Annotated in this window: 12 protein-coding genes; 4 read left to right on the top strand and 8 right to left on the bottom strand. The window is 70.0% G+C overall.

Annotated elements, in window-relative coordinates; genetic code table 11:
* Positions 1–82 precede the first annotated feature (82 nt).
* From OG861_RS01570 to araB, 8 genes are all read right to left on the bottom strand, one after another.
* The gene (locus OG861_RS01570) at positions 83–940 is read right to left on the bottom strand and encodes a hypothetical protein (RefSeq protein ID WP_329375108.1); all 858 of its coding nucleotides are present in this window, start codon (positions 938–940) and stop codon (positions 83–85) included.
* Positions 928–1,461, bottom strand: coding sequence for a SigE family RNA polymerase sigma factor (locus OG861_RS01565; protein WP_329201315.1), 534 nt, complete (start codon positions 1,459–1,461; stop codon positions 928–930). Before OG861_RS01565 ends, OG861_RS01570 begins: the two co-directional genes overlap by 13 nt.
* A 125-nt stretch (positions 1,462–1,586) precedes the next feature.
* Complete coding sequence (locus OG861_RS01560) at positions 1,587–2,483, bottom strand: expansin EXLX1 family cellulose-binding protein (protein WP_329201316.1); 897 nt, start codon at positions 2,481–2,483, stop codon at positions 1,587–1,589.
* Positions 2,484–2,948: 465 nt separating this feature from the next.
* Positions 2,949–4,184: a multiple monosaccharide ABC transporter permease gene (gene mmsB / locus OG861_RS01555; RefSeq protein WP_329201318.1), complete on the bottom strand. Its 1,236-nt coding sequence runs from the start codon at positions 4,182–4,184 to the stop codon at positions 2,949–2,951.
* A gap of 3 nt (positions 4,185–4,187) precedes the next feature.
* Positions 4,188–5,735, bottom strand: coding sequence for a multiple monosaccharide ABC transporter ATP-binding protein (mmsA, locus tag OG861_RS01550; RefSeq protein ID WP_329201320.1), 1,548 nt, complete (start codon positions 5,733–5,735; stop codon positions 4,188–4,190).
* Positions 5,736–5,838: 103 nt separating this feature from the next.
* Positions 5,839–6,933 (bottom strand): multiple monosaccharide ABC transporter substrate-binding protein, encoded by a 1,095-nt coding sequence (gene chvE / locus OG861_RS01545; RefSeq protein ID WP_329201321.1) that lies wholly within the window; start codon positions 6,931–6,933, stop codon positions 5,839–5,841.
* 513 nt (positions 6,934–7,446) lie between these two features.
* The gene (araA, locus tag OG861_RS01540) at positions 7,447–8,958 is read right to left on the bottom strand and encodes an L-arabinose isomerase (RefSeq protein ID WP_329201325.1); all 1,512 of its coding nucleotides are present in this window, start codon (positions 8,956–8,958) and stop codon (positions 7,447–7,449) included.
* 82 nt (positions 8,959–9,040) lie between these two features.
* Positions 9,041–10,735 (bottom strand): ribulokinase, encoded by a 1,695-nt coding sequence (gene araB, locus OG861_RS01535; protein WP_329201327.1) that lies wholly within the window; start codon positions 10,733–10,735, stop codon positions 9,041–9,043.
* 506 nt (positions 10,736–11,241) lie between these two features.
* Here araB and OG861_RS01530 point away from each other — a divergent pair.
* From OG861_RS01530 to yjfF, 4 genes are all read left to right on the top strand, one after another.
* Positions 11,242–12,240 (top strand): ABC transporter substrate-binding protein, encoded by a 999-nt coding sequence (locus tag OG861_RS01530; protein WP_329201329.1) that lies wholly within the window; start codon positions 11,242–11,244, stop codon positions 12,238–12,240.
* A 94-nt stretch (positions 12,241–12,334) separates the two neighbouring features.
* Entirely contained in the window at positions 12,335–13,897 is a 1,563-nt protein-coding gene (locus OG861_RS01525; RefSeq protein ID WP_329201331.1) for a sugar ABC transporter ATP-binding protein, read from the top strand.
* Positions 13,894–14,994 carry an ABC transporter permease gene (locus OG861_RS01520; RefSeq protein WP_330261042.1) on the top strand — a complete coding sequence of 367 codons (1,101 nt, stop codon included), beginning with the start codon at positions 13,894–13,896 and terminating at the stop codon, positions 14,992–14,994. The genes OG861_RS01525 and OG861_RS01520 overlap by 4 nt, the downstream gene beginning before the upstream one ends.
* Positions 14,991–16,013, top strand: a complete 1,023-nt coding sequence (gene yjfF / locus OG861_RS01515; RefSeq protein WP_330261041.1) for a galactofuranose ABC transporter, permease protein YjfF — start codon at positions 14,991–14,993, stop codon at positions 16,011–16,013. Before OG861_RS01520 ends, yjfF begins: the two co-directional genes overlap by 4 nt.
* Positions 16,014–16,039: the final 26 nt, after the last annotated feature.

Here is a 16,039-nt window from a genome sequence, read left to right as displayed (position 1 = left end):
CGGGACCGCACGGCGTTCGGCGAGGGTGGGGCAGGCGGCGCACAGGTGCACGGGCGGCTTCGACCCGGCTACGGGCACGGCCTCATCGTGCCGGGGTGAAGCCGCCCCCAACCGAGAGGGCGCCGCGGGGACCGTTGGCGTCGATGCGGTAGCCGTCGTGCCCGGCCTCGCGCTCGCCGGCGGCATGGTCGTACTGGCCGGCGAAGACGTGCTGCCCGGTCGGGACCGTACGGCCCGGCTTGAGGGTCCAGCGGTAGACCACGGCCGCGCCCTCGTCACGAATGGTGAGGGTGAAGTCGTCCGCGGGCAGCGTCCGCCAGCTGCCGGTGCTCCGCACTCCGCCGCTCTGCGCGATGCGCAGTTCCACGGTGAGTGCGGTGAGCGGCTGGGTGGTCTTGACGGTGATGTCGCTCTGCGCCCAGAAGGTGTTGCTCCCCGGGTCCACGGAGCCGGCCGACGACAGGGGGCCGTCCTGAACGTGCGCGCCGCCGGGCCGGGCCGAACCGGCGCCGCCTGACGCAGTCGGGCCGGGGCCCGTCGAGGACGAACGGTCCGGTGTGGCCGGGTCGCCGGTGGCGGCCACCGACGGCGTCGGGCGGGGAGTCCCGGATGCGGACGGTGCGGACGGTGCGGACGAGGCGGACGCCGCAGTCGGCGCGGACGCGGAGGACGGCGCGGCGGGGGTGGTCGAGACGTGCGGCCGGGCCGGCGGTGACTGGACGAGGGCGGCGCCGGCGAAGCCACCGACCGCCAGAGCGCCGACCGCGAGGGAGGCGAGCGCGACCCTGGGCCAGGGCCTCGCGCCGGACGGCTCGCGGTGGCTCGCGGTGGCGCCGGACATGCCGCGTTCCAGGCGGGCCAGCATCCGGGCGTGGTCGGGCTGGTGGGCCCCGGCGGCTGCGCGCAGCCGCTCGGTGAGCTCCTCGTTCAACGACTCCACCTCCCCGCCGGCAGTTCCCCGGCCGATCCCGTGGCGTCCAGCATCCGTTCCAGTTCGGCCATCCCCTTCGAGGTCTGGCTCTTCACCGTACCGACCGAGATGCCGAGCGCCAGCGCGGTGTCCTTCTCCGACAGGTCGAAGGCGTAACGCAGGACCACGCACGTCCGCTTCCGGAACGGCAACCGGGCCAGAGCGGTCCGCACGTCCACCACGGCGGCCACGTCCGGACCGCGCGACGGCTCCGCACCGCGGGACCAGAACAGGGCGGTCCGGCGGCGCTCGCGCACCGCGCTGCGGATCCGTGACCGCGCCAGGTTGGCGACCACGCCACGGGCGTAGGCGAGCGGGTACTCGGCCTGGCGCAGCCGGTCCCAGCGCTGCCACAGTGCGATCAAGGCGTCCGCGGCCAGATCGTCGGCGCCGTCCGTCTCGCCCGTCAGGAGATGGGCGAGACGGGCGAGTTCGGCGTAGTGGCGTTCGAAGAAGTCGTGGAACTCCGCGGACGCGTCATCGAGGACCATGTCCGGGCGTCGTCCCTTCCGCCAATGTTTGCGCTAACAATCGGGTGGCAGCGTATCAGCGCCCGGCGCGGCCCAGGACGCTCCGATCCGCCGGACCGGAGCGGCCCCCCGGCCGCCGTGTGGATTCAGTGCGGGGCGAACTGGACCCGGGTCGGTTGTGCGACGTCCGGGAGCAGCGCGGTGCCCTCGACCGTCAGCTGCTCTCCGTAGACGTCGGTGATCCTCACCGCGCCGCCGCACCCGCCGCCGTCGGCGGAGAGGAAGTAGTTGTAGTCGGTACGGGGCAGTCTCCGCCAGCCCGCGGCGGTGCGTACCTCCAGCCGCGCGACCGGATTGCGGTGGTCGATCACCTGGATGCCGCACCAGTAGGGGCTGGACCCGGTCTTGTAACGGAGGGAGATCGCGCCGGATGTGTGGGGGCTCAGCAGGCTCCAGGTGATCGGGATGCGGCCGAGCTCGGGGTCGGCCAGTTTCGCGAAGGCCTGTTGGCTGAGGTCCAGTTGTCCGGGGGCGCAGGGCAGCGGGCATTCGTTGGTGATCCGGACCGTGATCGAAGCGCCGTTCCCGGCGCGTACGCGCACGTACGCGCCGCAGGCCCTGGACGACTCGTAGTCGGTGGTGTTCATCGCCGCGATCATGAGGTCGTCGCTCGGGCCGAACAGGCAGGCGCCGTTGCCGTCGCCGGCGGCGTAGGCGGTGGCCAAGCCCTTGTAGGTGGTCCAGGGCTGGATGCGCCCTGCGGCCGGAGCCGGGGTGGCCGCCAACGGTGGGGTTTCCTTCGCCGAAGGCCGTGGCGTCTGCGCGGTGGCCGTCGCACCGGCCGCACCCGGGGTTGGCGCGGCGGGGGAGCTGTCCGCCGGCGACGGACTCGTCGGGGCCGGGGGCGTGGCTCCCGTCAGGGTGGCGGCGGGGGCGGCCACGTCGGCCGGGGCGCCGGCCCCGGCTTTGGCGCCGGGGAGCATGGCCGGTACCAGGCAGGAGAGGACGCCGGCGGCGGTCAGTATCACTGCCGTCGCCAGCATCAGCCTGTGTCTACGCCTGCGCTGCCGCGCGGCCTGCCGTGCAGTCTGCATGTCCGTCCGTTCGAAGATCCGGGTCAAGGTGCACTGCCTGGTCGCCGCAGGACGCGAAAAGGTTGCCGGCGATATGGGGAGCGGGCGGGTCCTCGGGGCGACCGGGCGGCGTTGTCCCGTACGCCACGGCGGCCGTGACCGCCGGATGAGCGACCTGTGTGTTCCGCGCCCTCGCGGGGCGATGCGGGCGACCCGCAGCGGGGCGGGCAGCCCGTGCCGGGCCTTCGGCCAGGCCGCCAGTGCTTGCTGCAACTGGGCGCTCGGCCGCCGAGTTCGGAGTTCGTCTTCGCGCAGATCGTCGAAGTCCGGCCGGAGCAGCGGGAGTCGGGGCCCCGACAAAAGGGCGCCCCCTCCTCGGGCGAGCGGCGGCGGCGCCGGGCCGAGGAGGGGGGCAGGGTGGGGGCAGGGGCGAGGTCAGGATCCGGCCTTGCGCTTGTTGTAGACGTCGAAGCCGACGGCCGCCAGCAGTACCAGGCCCTTGATCACCTGCTGGTAGTCGGTACCCACGCCGACCAGCGACATGCCGTTGTTCAGCACGCCCAGCACCAGACCGCCGGTGAGCGCACCGAGGACGGTTCCCACACCGCCGCTCGCGGAGGCGCCGCCGATGAAGGCGGCGGCGATCGCCTCCAACTCGAAGTTGACGCCGGCCTGGGGCGTACCGGCGTTGAGTCGCGCGGCGAAGACCATGCCGGCCAGGGCCGCGAGGACGCCCATGTTCACGAAGGCCAGGAAGACGACCCGCTTGCTCTTCACCCCGGACAGCCGCGCCGCCGCCTCGTTGCCGCCGATGGCGTAGGTGTGCCGGCCGAGGATCGAGTTGCGCATCAGGTATCCGAAGCCGACCAGCAGGACGCCGAGGATCAGCAGGACGATCGGCACCCCGTGGTAGCTGGCCAGCAGCAGGGTGAAGGCCACCACGGCCGCGGTGATCGCGCCGAGCTTCACCAGGAACAGCCCGGCCGGGAGCGGTTCCATGCCGTACGAGGCGGTCCGCCGCCGCCCGCGCACCTCCTGCAGGACCGTGACGGCCAGCACCGAGAGGCCCAGTAGCAGGGTGAGGTTGTGGTAGTTGGTGTGGGGGCCTACCTCGGGGAGGAAGCCGCTGCTGATGCTCTGGAAGCCCTTGGGGAACGGCGCCACCGATTGGCCCTGCAGGAGGATCTGGGTGCCCCCGCGGAAGAGCAGCATGCCAGCCAGCGTGACGATGAACGAGGGGATCCCGAGGTAGGCGATCCAGAACCCCTGCCAGGCTCCGGCGAGAGCCCCGATCAGCAGTGCGGCCACCAGCGCCACGGGCCACGGCGCGTGGTGTTCGACCATCATCACCGCCGCGGCCGCCCCGACGAAGGCGGCGAGCGACCCGACCGACAGGTCGATGTGCCCGGCGATGATGACGATCATCATGCCGATGGCCAGGATGAGGATGTAGCCGTTCTGCTGGATCAGATTGGTGACGTTGAGCGGCTGGAGCAGGATGCCGTCCGTCCAGAACTGGAACAGCAGCACGATCAGTGCCAGCGCGAGCAGCATCCCGTACTGGCGCAGGTTGCCGCGCAGCGCTCGGGCCAGTACGGCACCGGCCGACGCGCGTCGACCGGTCTGCGGTGTGCGGGGCGTGGTGTCGGGGGTGGTCTTGGTCTGGGCCATGCCTCACACCTGCTTGTCGGGGTATGCCGCGCTCATGGTCATGAGCCGCATGAGGGATTCCTGGGTGGCTTCCGCGCGGTCGACCTCACCGGTGATCCGGCCTTCGGCCATGGTGTAGATCCGGTCGCACAGGCCCAGGAGTTCGGGGAGTTCGGAGGAGATGACGAGTACGGTCTTGCCCTGGGCGGCGAGTGCGGCGATGACGGCGTAGATCTCCGCCTTGGCGCCGACGTCGATGCCCCGGGTGGGTTCGTCGAGGATCAGCACCTCCGGCTCGGCGAAGACCCACTTGCTGAGGACGACCTTCTGCTGGTTGCCGCCGCTGAGCTTGCCGGTCTGCGCGAACACCGAGGGGGCCTTGATGTTCATGGTCTGCCGGAACGATTCGGCGATCCGCGCCTCCTCGTGCCGGTCGACCCAGCCCCGCCGGGCGACCTTGCCGAGGGCGCTCAGCGAGATGTTCCGGCTGATGTCGTCGCCCAGGTTGAGGCCGAGCTGCTTGCGGTCCTCGGTGACGTAGGCGATGCCGTGCCCGATCGCCTCCGGGACCGTCCGGGTTCGGATCTCCCGTCCGTCCAGCCGCACCCGGCCGCCGGTCCACCGTCCGTACGAGCGGCCGAAGACGCTCATGGCCAGTTCGGTGCGGCCGGCACCCATGAGGCCGGCGATGCCGACGATCTCGCCGCGACGGACGTTGAGCGAGACGCCGTCGACCACCTTGCGACGGTGGTCGATCGGGTGTTGGACGCTCCAGTCCTCGATCTCGAAGGCGACCTCGCCGATCTCCGGGGTGCGCTCGGGGTAGCGGTGTTCCAGGTCGCGGCCGACCATGCCGCGGATGATCCGCTCCTCGGAGATGCCCTCGGGACCGATCGCGAGGGTCTCGATGGTCCGCCCGTCGCGCAGGATGGTGACGGCGTCGGCGACCCGGGCGATCTCGTTCAGCTTGTGTGAGATGAGGATGCAGGAGATGCCCTGGGCCTTGAGTTCGATGATCAGGTCGAGCAGCTTGCGGCTGTCCTCGTCGTTCAGGGCGGCCGTCGGCTCGTCCAGGATGAGCAGCTTGACCTCCTTGGCGAGCGCCTTGGCGATCTCGACCAACTGCTGCTTGCCCACGCCGAGATCGGCGACCCTGGTGTGCGGGCTCTCGTCGAGTCCGACCCGCCGGATCAGCGCCGCGGCGTGGGTCAGCGTCCGGTGCCAGCTGATGACGCCCCGGGTGGCGTGCTCGTTGCCGAGGAAGATGTTCTCGGCGATGGACAGGTAGGGCACCAGCGCGAGTTCCTGATGGATGATCACGATGCCCCGCTGCTCGCTGGCCCGGATGTCCCGGAACCGGCAGGGCTCGCCCTCGAAGTAGATCTCGCCCTGGTAGTCGCCGTGGGGGTGGACCCCGCTGAGCACCTTCATCAGGGTGGACTTGCCCGCGCCGTTCTCGCCGCAGACGGCGTGCACCTCACCTGGGGCGACGGTCAGGGTGACCTCGGAGAGGGCCTTGACGCCGGGAAAGGTCTTGCTGATCGACCGCATCTCGAGAACGTGTCGGGCCATGGTTGTGCATCCGTATCGTCGGGGCGGTGCGGTGCCGGGCGGTCTCCCGGGCGTCGCACCGCCGTTTTCGTCGTCGCCGGACCCGCCGGTCCGGTTCCGTGTGCTACTTGAGCTGGTCCGCGGTGTACTGGCCGCCGTCCACCAGGACCTTCTGGTAGTTCTCCTTGTCGACGCTGACCGGCTGGAGCAGCTGCGCGGGTACGGTCTTGACGCCGTTGTCGTACTGGCTGGTGTCGTTGACCTCGGGCTTGCCGCCGGTCAGCAGAGCGTCGCCCATCTGGACGGCGGCCTTGGCCAATTGGCGGGTGTCCTTGTAGACGGTCTGGGTCTGCTCGCCCGCGATGATCGACTTCACCGAGGCCAGTTCGCCGTCCTGGCCCGTGACGACGGGCAGTGGCCGGCCGACGCCGTAGCCGACGCCCTTGAGCGAGGAGATGATGCCGATCGAGATGCCGTCGTACGGCGAGAGCACGGCGTCGACGCGGGCGCCGGTGTACGACTTGCTCAGCAGGTTGTCCATCCGGGACTGGGCGAGACCGCCGTCCCAGCGCAGCGTGGCGATCTGGTTGAGAGAGGTCTGGCCGCTCTGCACGACCAGCTTCTTGTCGTCGATGTACGGCTTGAGGACGCTCATCGCGCCGTTGTAGAAGAACGCGGCGTTGTTGTCGTCCGGCGAGCCGGCGAACAGCTCGATGTTGAAGGGGCCCTTGCCGTTCTTGACGCCGAGCTTGTCGACGATGTAACTGCCCTGGAGGACGCCGACCTTGTAATTGTCGAAGGTCGCGTAGTAGTCGACGTTCCCGGTGCCGCGGATCAGCCTGTCGTAGGAGATGACGCGGACGTGGGCGTCGGCGGCCTTCTGCAGCACGTTGGTGAGCGAGGAACCGTCGATGGCGGCGATCACCAGCAGCTTGGCCCCCTTGGTGATCATGTTCTCCACCTGGGAGACCTGGTTCTCCACGACGTTGTCGCCGTACTGGAGGTCGGTCTTGTAACCCTTGGCCTGGAACTCCTTGACCATGTTGTTGCCGTCGTTGATCCAGCGCTCCGACGACTTGGTCGGCATCGCGATGCCGACGAGGCCGCCTTTTGCGTCCCCGCCGCCCCCGCCGTCGCCTGCTCCGTTGGCGCTCTGGCCGCAGGCCGCCAGCGACAGCGTCAGGCCCAGGGTGACAAGGCCCGCTGAAAGCTTCCGCACAGTTCCTCCAGTGATGTTCCGCGACCGGCACGGTGCGACCCGGCTGGGAGAACCGGAAGCGGTCGAGCGGGGCAGGCCGGGAGTCAATTCCTCGCGCTGCGCGAAGTCCGGGTGTGCAGCGGCTCCGGCCTGGCGATACCTGAGTGTTAACGCTCACAAGAGTGCCGTCAAGGGTCTGTTCGGATCACTGTCGGGCCAACAACGGCGCAGGCGAACTACCGCCTCTCCGAAGCTCGTAGGCTTCGGCGACATCCTGGGTCCGCCTGCTTCGCCCCGCCCCGGGCTGCCGTGCGGAAAAATTGTGGCCGCTCACATGTGGCCCGCCCTTCACGCCACCACCGGATCCGGTCCCGGGCGGACATCGCCCTGGCCGGCCCGACAGCCCCGCGTACGACGAGGCCGGCAGCCCGCGAGGGCCTGCCCGGCTCCTACGCGTCCACCCGTCGCAGCTCTCCCGGACGCCCGGGCCGCGTCGGTATCGATGACGTGGCGTCGCCCCGGGCTTCGAGCGGTTCACAGTCCCAGTGCCAGCCGGTAATACGCCTGGTTCCAGCGCAGATCGCGCCGGAACTGCCTCGTGGTGGTGGTCTTGTCGATGAGGGCGAGTTCCAGGCGGAGCATCTCCGCGAGGTCGTCGAGGTGGTCGGAGGTGAGAGCGGTACTCAGGACGGTGTGGTGCGGTCCTCCGGCCGTCAGCCAGGATTCGGTGGAGGTCCGCAGGTCGGGGTGGGGCCGCCAGAGCGCGCGGGCAACGGGCAGCGCGGGCAGCGGGTGGGGGGGTGCCACCACGTCGATGTCGTTGGCGACCAGGCGGAAGCGGTCGCCGAGGTCGGCGAGCCCGACCACCACGGCCGGGCCGGGGGCGGCGTCGAACACCAGGCGCACCGGGTCCTCCCGCCCGCCGATGCCGAGGGGATGGATCTCACAGCCGGGTCTGGCGGCCGTGATGGTGGGGCAGACTTCCAGCATGTGTGCGCCGAGGATGAGCTCGTTGCCGGGTGTCAGGTCGTAGGTGTAGTCCTCCATGAAGGAGGTGCCGCCGGGGAGGCCGGCGGCAGCCACCTTGAGGGCGCGCAGCAGGACGGCGGTCTTCCAGTCGCCCTCTCCTCCGAAGCCGTACCCCTGGGCCATGAGTCGTTGGACCGCGAGGCCGGGCAGCTGGCGCAGTCCGCCCAGGTCCTCGAAGTTGGTGGTGAAGGCCCCGAAGCCGCCCGTTTCGAGGAAGGTGCGCAGGCCTGCTTCGATGCGGGCCGCGTAACGCAGGGAGTCGTACCGTTCGCCGCCCGGTCGCAGCTCCGGCGCCAGGTCGTACAGGTCGGCGTATTCCTCGACGAGGGAAGCCACCTCGGTCTCGTCCGCGCTGTCGACGACCTCCACCAGGTCGTTGACGCCGTAGGTGTTGACGGACACGCCGAGGCGCAGCTGGGCCTCGACCTTGTCGCCTTCGGTGACGGCCACGTCGCGCATGTTGTCGCCGAAGCGGGCGACCTTGAGGGTGGCCAGTTCGGACCGTGCGGCTGCCGCCCGCGCCCAGATCGCGATGCGTGTGGTCGTCACCGGATCGGTGACGTGGCCGGCCACCGTCTTGCGGGGTACGCCGAGACGGGTCTGGATGTGCCCGAATTCGCGGTCGCCGTGGGCGGCTTGGTTGAGGTTCATGAAGTCCATGTCGATGGTGTCCCAGGGCAGGGCCACGTTCGACTGGGTGTGGAGGTGCAGCAACGGCTTGCGCAGCGCGTCCAGTCCGGCGATCCACATCTTGGCCGGCGAGAACGTGTGCATCCAGGCGATGAGCCCGATGCACCGGTCGTCGGCGTTCGCGTCGAGGCACACCCGGCGGACGGGGTCGGCGCCGGTCAGTACCGGCTTCCACAGGACACGTACGGGAATGCCGGAGACGTCCGCCAGGGCGGTGGCGATCCGCCGCGACTGTTCGGCGACCTGCTTCAGCGTCTCCTCCCCGTACAAGCCTTGGCTGCCCGTGAGGAACCAGATGTCCTGGGCGGGGGATGTTCGGCTGGGCACATGGACTCCTGGGGGTGACGTCCCGCACCAGTGGTGAGGGCGGCGGGCGGGTGGGGGAGTGGTGACGAACGGTGGGGCGGGATCAGTCCGCGGTGTGGGTGGTGTCGCGGATCTTCCTCAGGCGGTGCAGCAGGCCGCCGGTGCCGAAGTGGTCGTGCAGGAGGCGGTATTCGGCGAAAAGGGCGTCGTAGGCGTCGGCCCGGGAGGCGTCGGGCGTGTAGACGGCGGGCAGGCGGCGGCCCATGACGGCGGTGGCCGCTCGCACGTCGGCGTGCGCGCCGGCCGCCACGGCGGCATGGATGGCAGACCCGAGGGCGGGGGCCTGGTCTGAGGCGGCGAGGGAGACGGGGCGGCGCAGCACGTCGGAGTAGATCTGCATCAGCAGTGCGTTCTTGGCCAGTCCGCCGGCGACGATGAACTCGTGCACCGGCACGCCGCCTGCTTCCAGGGCCTCCACGATGACGCGGGTGCCGAACGCGGTGGCTTCGAGCAGCGCGCGGTAGACGTCCTCGGGGCGGGTCGCGAGGGTGAGACCCACGATGACTCCGGAGAGGTGGTGGTCGACGAGGACCGAACGGTTGCCGTTCAGCCAGTCGAGAGCGATCAGTCCGTGTCCGCCGACCGGCTGTCGGGCGGCTTTCCTGGTCAGCAGGGCGTGCAGGTCCTCGCCGCGGTCGGCGGCCTCGGCGAGGTAGTCCGACGGGACGCCTTGGTCCAGTACCCAGGCGAAGATGTCGCCGACCGCGCTCTGCCCGGCCTCGTAGCCGTAGGTCCCCTCGACGATCCCACCGGCCACGACACCGCAGATGCCGGGTACGTCGGCGAGGACGGGGGCGTTCACGACGTGGCAGGTGGAGGTGCCCATGATGGCGAGCAGCGAGCCGTCCTCGACGGCCCGGGCCGCCGCTGCGGTGACATGGGCGTCGACGTTGCCCGCGGCCACGGCGATGCCGGGGCGCAGCCCCGTCCACGCCGCCGCCTCCGCACTCAGCGAGCCCACGCGTGAGCCCAGCGCGGAGAGGGGGAACGCGAGGCGGGTACGTGCGAAGTCGGCGAACCGGGGGTTCAGCGCGGCCAGGTACTCCTCGCTGGGGTACGCGCCGTCCTGGTGGATGCCCTTGTACCCGGCGGTGCAGGCGTTGCGGGACTCGGCTCCGGCGAGTTGCCACACGATCCAGTCGGCGGCCTCGATCCACCGCGCGCAGGTTTCGTAGACGAGGGGATCCTCCTCCAGGACCTGGAGGGCCTTCGCGAACTGCCATTCGGCGGAGATCCGGCCGCCGTAGCGGGCGATCCATTTCTCCCCCCGGGCGTGGGCGAGTGCGTTGATGCGGTCGGCATGCGACTGGGCCGCGTGGTGTTTCCACAGCTTGGGCCACGCGTGCGGCCGGGCGGCGAGCTCGGTCTCGCAGAGGGGGGTCCCGTCGGCCAGCGTGGGCAGGACGGTGCAGGCGGTGAAGTCGGTGGCGATACCGATCACTGCGGTGGGATCGATCCCGGCCGCCGTCACGGCCTCCGGGACGGCGTGACGCAGTACGTCCCGCCAGTCCTGGGGGTGTTGCAGGGCCCAGTCCGGAGGCAGTTGCGCACCGTCGTGCGGCAGGTGGCGGTCGATGACGCCGTGCCGGTAGGCGTGGACCGCCGTGGCCAGCTCCTGGCCGTCGCGAACCCGCACCACCACGGCGCGGCCCGACAGCGTGCCGAAGTCGACGCCGACCGTGTACTGCTCCGATGCCTCGGAAGGCGGGGTGGGCGTGAGGGGGTGCGGTGACGTCAACAGAGTGCCTTTCGAAGGAGCCTGGGGCGGCGAGCGGTGCGGCCCGGCAGCCGGAGATGCCGTCCCGACCATCCTGGCGGTCGGCGGAGGTCCGATGTCATGCAGTGTGAGCGCTAACAATGTCGCTAGGCAAGAGGGTTGCGCGGATCATGCGAGGGGCTGCTGCGGTGCAGCAGCCTCCCAATGTCAGGGGCTCGACTCGATCTGCTGGTGAGGCGGGGCGGGTTGAGGCCTCCTGATCCGGTTGGCGGCGTCGAGGATCGCGCGAAGGGACGGGGGTTTCCTTCGCGCCTCATGCGTTGGTAACGGACAGGTAACGCACGCAAGGGGGTTGAGAACCACGCTTGTTAGCGCTCACAATGCGACGGCGCCGCCTTCTCAAGGGCATCCCCTCCTGTCGATTCCGGCTCCGACCCCGGCCCCACCCCGCCCCGCCCCTGCCTCCGCGCACAGCCCGGCCCCGGTCGTGCAGAGCCCCTTCCGCACACCCCGAAAGGACACCCGTCATGCCTCGCAGAGCAGCTCTCGTCCTCACCGCCATCCTTCTGGCCTCCTCGGCGTTGACCGCCTGCTCGACCTCGGGCCCCGCTTCCGGGCCGGCCTCCGGAGCCAAGGCGCACTCCGGCGGCGCCATCACCATGGGCTTCGCCCAGGTCGGCGCCGAGAGCGGCTGGCGAACCGCCAACACCAAGTCCGTCCAGGAGGCGGCGAAGAAGGCCGGGATCGACCTCAAGTTCTCCGACGCGCAGCAGAAGCAGGAGAACCAGATCAAGGCGATCCGTACCTTCATCCAGCAGAAGGTCGATGTGATCGCCTTCTCGCCGGTCGTGGAGTCCGGTTGGGACACGGTGCTGAAGGAGGCCAAGGACGCGGGTATCCCGGTCATCCTCACCGACCGCGCCGTGGACACCAAGGACACCTCCCTCTACAAGGCCTTCCTGGGCTCGGACTTCGTCAAGGAAGGCAAGTCCGCGGGCGAGTGGCTGACCAGCGCGTACGCGAACGAACAGGGCACGGTCAACATCGTCGAGCTCCAGGGCACCACGGGCTCCGCACCCGCCAACGACCGCAGGGCCGGCTTCGCCGACGTCATCCGCGCCGACGGCAAGTTCAAGATCGTTGCCTCGCAGTCGGGCGACTTCACCCGCGCCAAGGGCAAGGAAGTCATGCAAGCGTTCCTGAAGTCGCAGAAGGACATCGACGTCCTCTACGCCCACAACGACGACATGGCCCTCGGCGCCATCCAGGCCATCGAGGAGTCCGGCAAGAAGCCCGGTACGGACATCAAGGTGATCTCGGTGGACGGGATCAAGGACGCCTTCGTCGCCATGACCGAGGGCAAGATCAACGTCGTGGTGGAGTGCAACCCGCTGCTCGGCGACCAGTTGATGGAGCTGGCCAAGAAGGTCGTCGCAGGGGAGAGCGTGCCGACCCGGGTCGAGACCCAGGAGGGGGTCTTCCCGCAGGACAAGGCCGCGGCCGCGCTGCCGTCCCGGAACTACTGAAACAGCAGGTTCCGGTGTCGCGCGGGGCCCGGCCCCGGTGTCCACTTCGCCATCCGGAGCCCACTCCACCACCCCACACATGAGAGGAGGGCGGATGGCATTTCCGACCACCCCGCCGTCCACGGGCGGCGGCGGCCCGCGGCCGGTCGTTGAAGCGCACGGCATCCGCAAGCAGTTCCCGGGCGTGCTCGCCCTCGACGGAGTCGCCCTGCGGCTGTTCCCCGGTGAGGTGCACGCCCTGATGGGCGAGAACGGCGCCGGGAAGTCCACCTTGATCAAGGTGCTCACCGGTGTCCACCCCGCCGACGGCGGCACCATCGTCGTCGACGGCCGGGCCCACGCGTTCGCGGACCCCCTCCAGGCGCAGCAGGCCGGCATCAGCACCGTCTACCAGGAGGTCAACCTCTGCCCGAACATCTCGGTCGCCGAGAACATCCTCATCGGGCGCGCACCGCGCCGGTTCGGTCTCCTCCACTGGTCCGCGATGCGGCAGCGGGCGGCCGAGCTGCTGACGGAACTGGACCTCGACCTGGACGTCACCAGTCTGCTCGGTTCGCATTCCCTGGCGGTCCAGCAACTGGTCGCCATCGTGAGGGCCGTGGACGTCTCGGCGAAGGTGCTCGTGCTGGACGAACCCACCTCCAGCCTGGACCGCGAAGAGGTCGCCCAGCTCTTCACCCTGGTGCGGCGCCTGCGGGACCGCGGTGTGGCCATCCTGTTCGTCACGCACTTCCTCGACCAGGTATTCGACCTCTGCGACCGCGTCACCATCCTGCGCAACGGCAGGCTGGAGGGCGAGTACCCGATCGGCGAACTCACTGCGGTGACGCTGGTCCAGCGCATGATCGGCGGAGAACTGGCCACCCTCGACCAGTTGTCGGGCCGTGCCCACGAGGAAGCGGCCGAACGGGCGACCACCGGAGAGCCGTTCCTCCGTGCGCGACGACTGACCCGCGCGGGCTCGATCGAACCGTACGACCTCGACGTCCACGCCGGCGAGGTCGTCGGACTCGCCGGCCTCCTGGGTTCGGGCCGCACCGAGGTGGCGCGCCTGCTGTTCGGCGCCGACAGCGCGGACGCCGGAGAGGTGAGGATCGAGGGCGAGAAGGTGGTCCTGCGCACCCCCCGGCACGCCATCGCCCGGGGCATCGCGTTCTGCTCCGAGAACCGCAAGTCGGAGGGACTCGTGGGCGAGCTCACGGTCCGCGAGAACATCATCCTCGCGTTGCAGGCCGCTCGCGGCTGGACCAGGCCGGTGGCCCGTGCGCAACAGGACGAACTGGCTCGGCAATGGATCGAAGCCCTGGACATCCGCCCCGCCGATCCCGAAGCGCAGGTACGCCACCTCAGCGGAGGCAACCAGCAAAAGGTGCTGCTCGCGCGCTGGCTGCTGACCGCCCCCCGGCTCCTGATCCTCGACGAACCCACCCGGGGCATCGACATCGGGGCCAAGGCGGAGATCCAGAAACTCGTGGCCCGCCTGGCGGGCGAAGGCACCTCCGTGCTGTTCATCTCGGCGGAACTCGAAGAGGTCCTGCGCCTGAGCCACCGCATCGCCGTGCTCCGCGACCACCGCATGGTGGCCACCCTCGCGAACGACGACACCGTCACGCCCGAACGCCTCCTCACGACCATCGCCACCGGAACGGACTCATGACCACCCAGCCCGCCACGTCCGAGGCGGCCGGCGGAATCGGAAGACGACTGGCCGGCCACCGCCTGCTGTGGCCCGCGCTCGTCCTGCTCGCCCTGCTCCTCGGCAACCTCGCGTTCCACCACGACTTCTTCTCCGTCCGCATGCGCGAGGGCCACCTCTACGGCAGCCTCATCGACGTCCTCCAGTTCGGTGCGCCCCTCATCCTGGTGGCGCTCGGCATGACCCTGGTCATCGCCACCCGCGGGATCGACCTCTCGGTGGGTTCCACCGTCGCCATCGCCGGCGCCCTCGCCTGTGGGCACCTCTCCACCGCCGCAGATCCGGGAAGTGTCGCCACCACGCTCACGGCCGTCGCCCTCGCGCTCGGCTTCGCCCTCGTGCTGGGCCTGGCCAACGGCTTCCTGGTGTCCGGGCTGGGGGTGCAGCCCATCGTGGCCACCTTGATCCTCATGGTCGCGGGCCGCGGCGTCGCCCAGCTGATCACCGGCGGTCAGATCATCACGGTGACCAGTGCCCCCTACAAGATGATCGGAGGAGGCTACTGGCTGACCTTCCCGTTCGCCGTCCTCCTGGCAGCCGCCCTCGTCGCGCTCACCGCCTTCGTCACCCGTCGCAGCGCACTCGGCATGCTGATCGAGTCGGTCGGCGGCAACCCCGCCGCCAGCCGCCTGGTCGGCATCCGGGCCGGCGGTCTGCTCGCCCTGGTCTACGTCTCCAGCGCGCTGTGCGCGGCCGTCGCCGGGCTGATGATCAGCTCCAACGTCTCCAGCGCCGACGGGAACAACGCCGGCCTGTGGATCGAACTCGACGCGATCCTCGCCGTCGTCATCGGAGGCACCGCCCTGACCGGAGGACGCTTCTCCCTCGGCGGCACCGTCCTGGGCGCCCTGACCATCCAGACCCTGTCCACCACCGTCTACACCCTCGGCGTCCCACCCGAGACCACCCTCGTCTTCAAGGCCTTCGTCGTCATCGTCGTCTGCCTCGTGCAGTCCCCGGCCTTCCGGGCCAAGGTCCTGCGCCGCCGCAGGAGGACCACTCCCCGATCCCACACCACAGCGGGCGCCGCCCCGCGGCAGCAGGAGGCAGGCGCATGAGTACCGGCATCGCGAGCGCCGCGGCGCGACTCACCCGTCCCTTCGCGACCGTGCCGCCGCGCACGCGTACCCGTATCCCGCTGATCGTCACGGCCGTCCTGCTGGTCGTCCTTTTCGGTGTCGGGTCGGTGCGCTACGAGGGCTTCCTCTCCGCGCAAGTCGTGCTGAACCTGCTGATCGACAACGGATTCCTGCTGGTCGTCGCGGTCGGGGCGACCTTCGTCATCCTCACCGGCGGCATCGATCTGTCCGTCGGCTCCGTGGTGGCCCTGTCGACCATGCTCACCGCCTGGCTGGTCGAGTCGCACGGCTGGCCCCTGGCCGCCGTCATCCCCCTCGTCCTGCTGGTCGGCGCCGCGAGCGGGACGCTCATGGGCTGGATCATCCACACCTTCGAGATCCAGCCGTTCATCGTCACCCTGGCGGGCATGTTCCTCGCCCGCGGGCTCTGCTACACGATCAGCACCGAATCCATCACGGTCAACGACCCCGCCACGGCGAAAATCGCGCAGACCCGGCTGTACGGTCCGGGGGGACTGTTCGTCTCGATCCCGGTGCTCATCGCCCTGGCCGTGCTGGTGATCGCCTTCGTCGTACTGCACCACACGCGCTTCGGCCGCAACGTGTACGCGCTGGGCGGCAACGAGTCCTCCGCCCGCCTGATGGGCCTTCCGGTGGGCTCCACCAAGATCGCCGTGTACGCCGTCAGCGGCTTGTGTTCCGCACTCGGCGGCCTGCTGCTGACCTTCTACATGCTTTCCGGCTACGCCCTCCACGCCATGGGCATGGAGCTCGACGCGATCGCCGCCACCGTGATCGGCGGCACGCTGCTGACCGGAGGTTCCGGCTTCGTCCTGGGCACCGCCCTCGGCGTGCTCGTCCTCGGCCTGATCCAGACGGTCGTCAACTTCCAGGGCACGCTCAGCTCCTGGTGGGCCCGGATCGTCATCGGCGCCCTGCTGCTCGTGTTCATCGTGCTGCAGCGTCTGATGAGCGGCCGCGGCACCGCCACCGACTGACTCCATCAGCCCGTGCCACCGCGTTC

Origin of the sequence: Streptomyces sp. NBC_00539 (assembly GCF_036346105.1) — a bacterium.
Taxonomy (GTDB): Bacteria; Actinomycetota; Actinomycetes; order Streptomycetales; family Streptomycetaceae; genus Streptomyces.
Note: the sequence above shows the minus strand (reverse complement) of the source record. Positions and strands in the feature narration are given on the sequence as shown.

What these genes read in the sequence shown, in the direction of transcription:
- OG861_RS01565 (WP_329201315.1), bottom strand. Translation starts at nt 1,461, where the DNA reads ATGGTCCTCGATGACGCGTCCGCGGAGTTCCACGACTTCTTCGAACGC.
- OG861_RS01560 (WP_329201316.1), bottom strand. Translation starts at nt 2,483, where the DNA reads ATGCTGGCGACGGCAGTGATACTGACCGCCGCCGGCGTCCTCTCCTGC.
- mmsB (WP_329201318.1), bottom strand. Translation starts at nt 4,184, where the DNA reads ATGGCCCAGACCAAGACCACCCCCGACACCACGCCCCGCACACCGCAG.
- mmsA (WP_329201320.1), bottom strand. Translation starts at nt 5,735, where the DNA reads ATGGCCCGACACGTTCTCGAGATGCGGTCGATCAGCAAGACCTTTCCC.
- OG861_RS01530 (WP_329201329.1), top strand. Translation starts at nt 11,242, where the DNA reads ATGCCTCGCAGAGCAGCTCTCGTCCTCACCGCCATCCTTCTGGCCTCC.
- OG861_RS01525 (WP_329201331.1), top strand. Translation starts at nt 12,335, where the DNA reads ATGGCATTTCCGACCACCCCGCCGTCCACGGGCGGCGGCGGCCCGCGG.
- OG861_RS01520 (WP_330261042.1), top strand. Translation starts at nt 13,894, where the DNA reads ATGACCACCCAGCCCGCCACGTCCGAGGCGGCCGGCGGAATCGGAAGA.
- yjfF (WP_330261041.1), top strand. Translation starts at nt 14,991, where the DNA reads ATGAGTACCGGCATCGCGAGCGCCGCGGCGCGACTCACCCGTCCCTTC.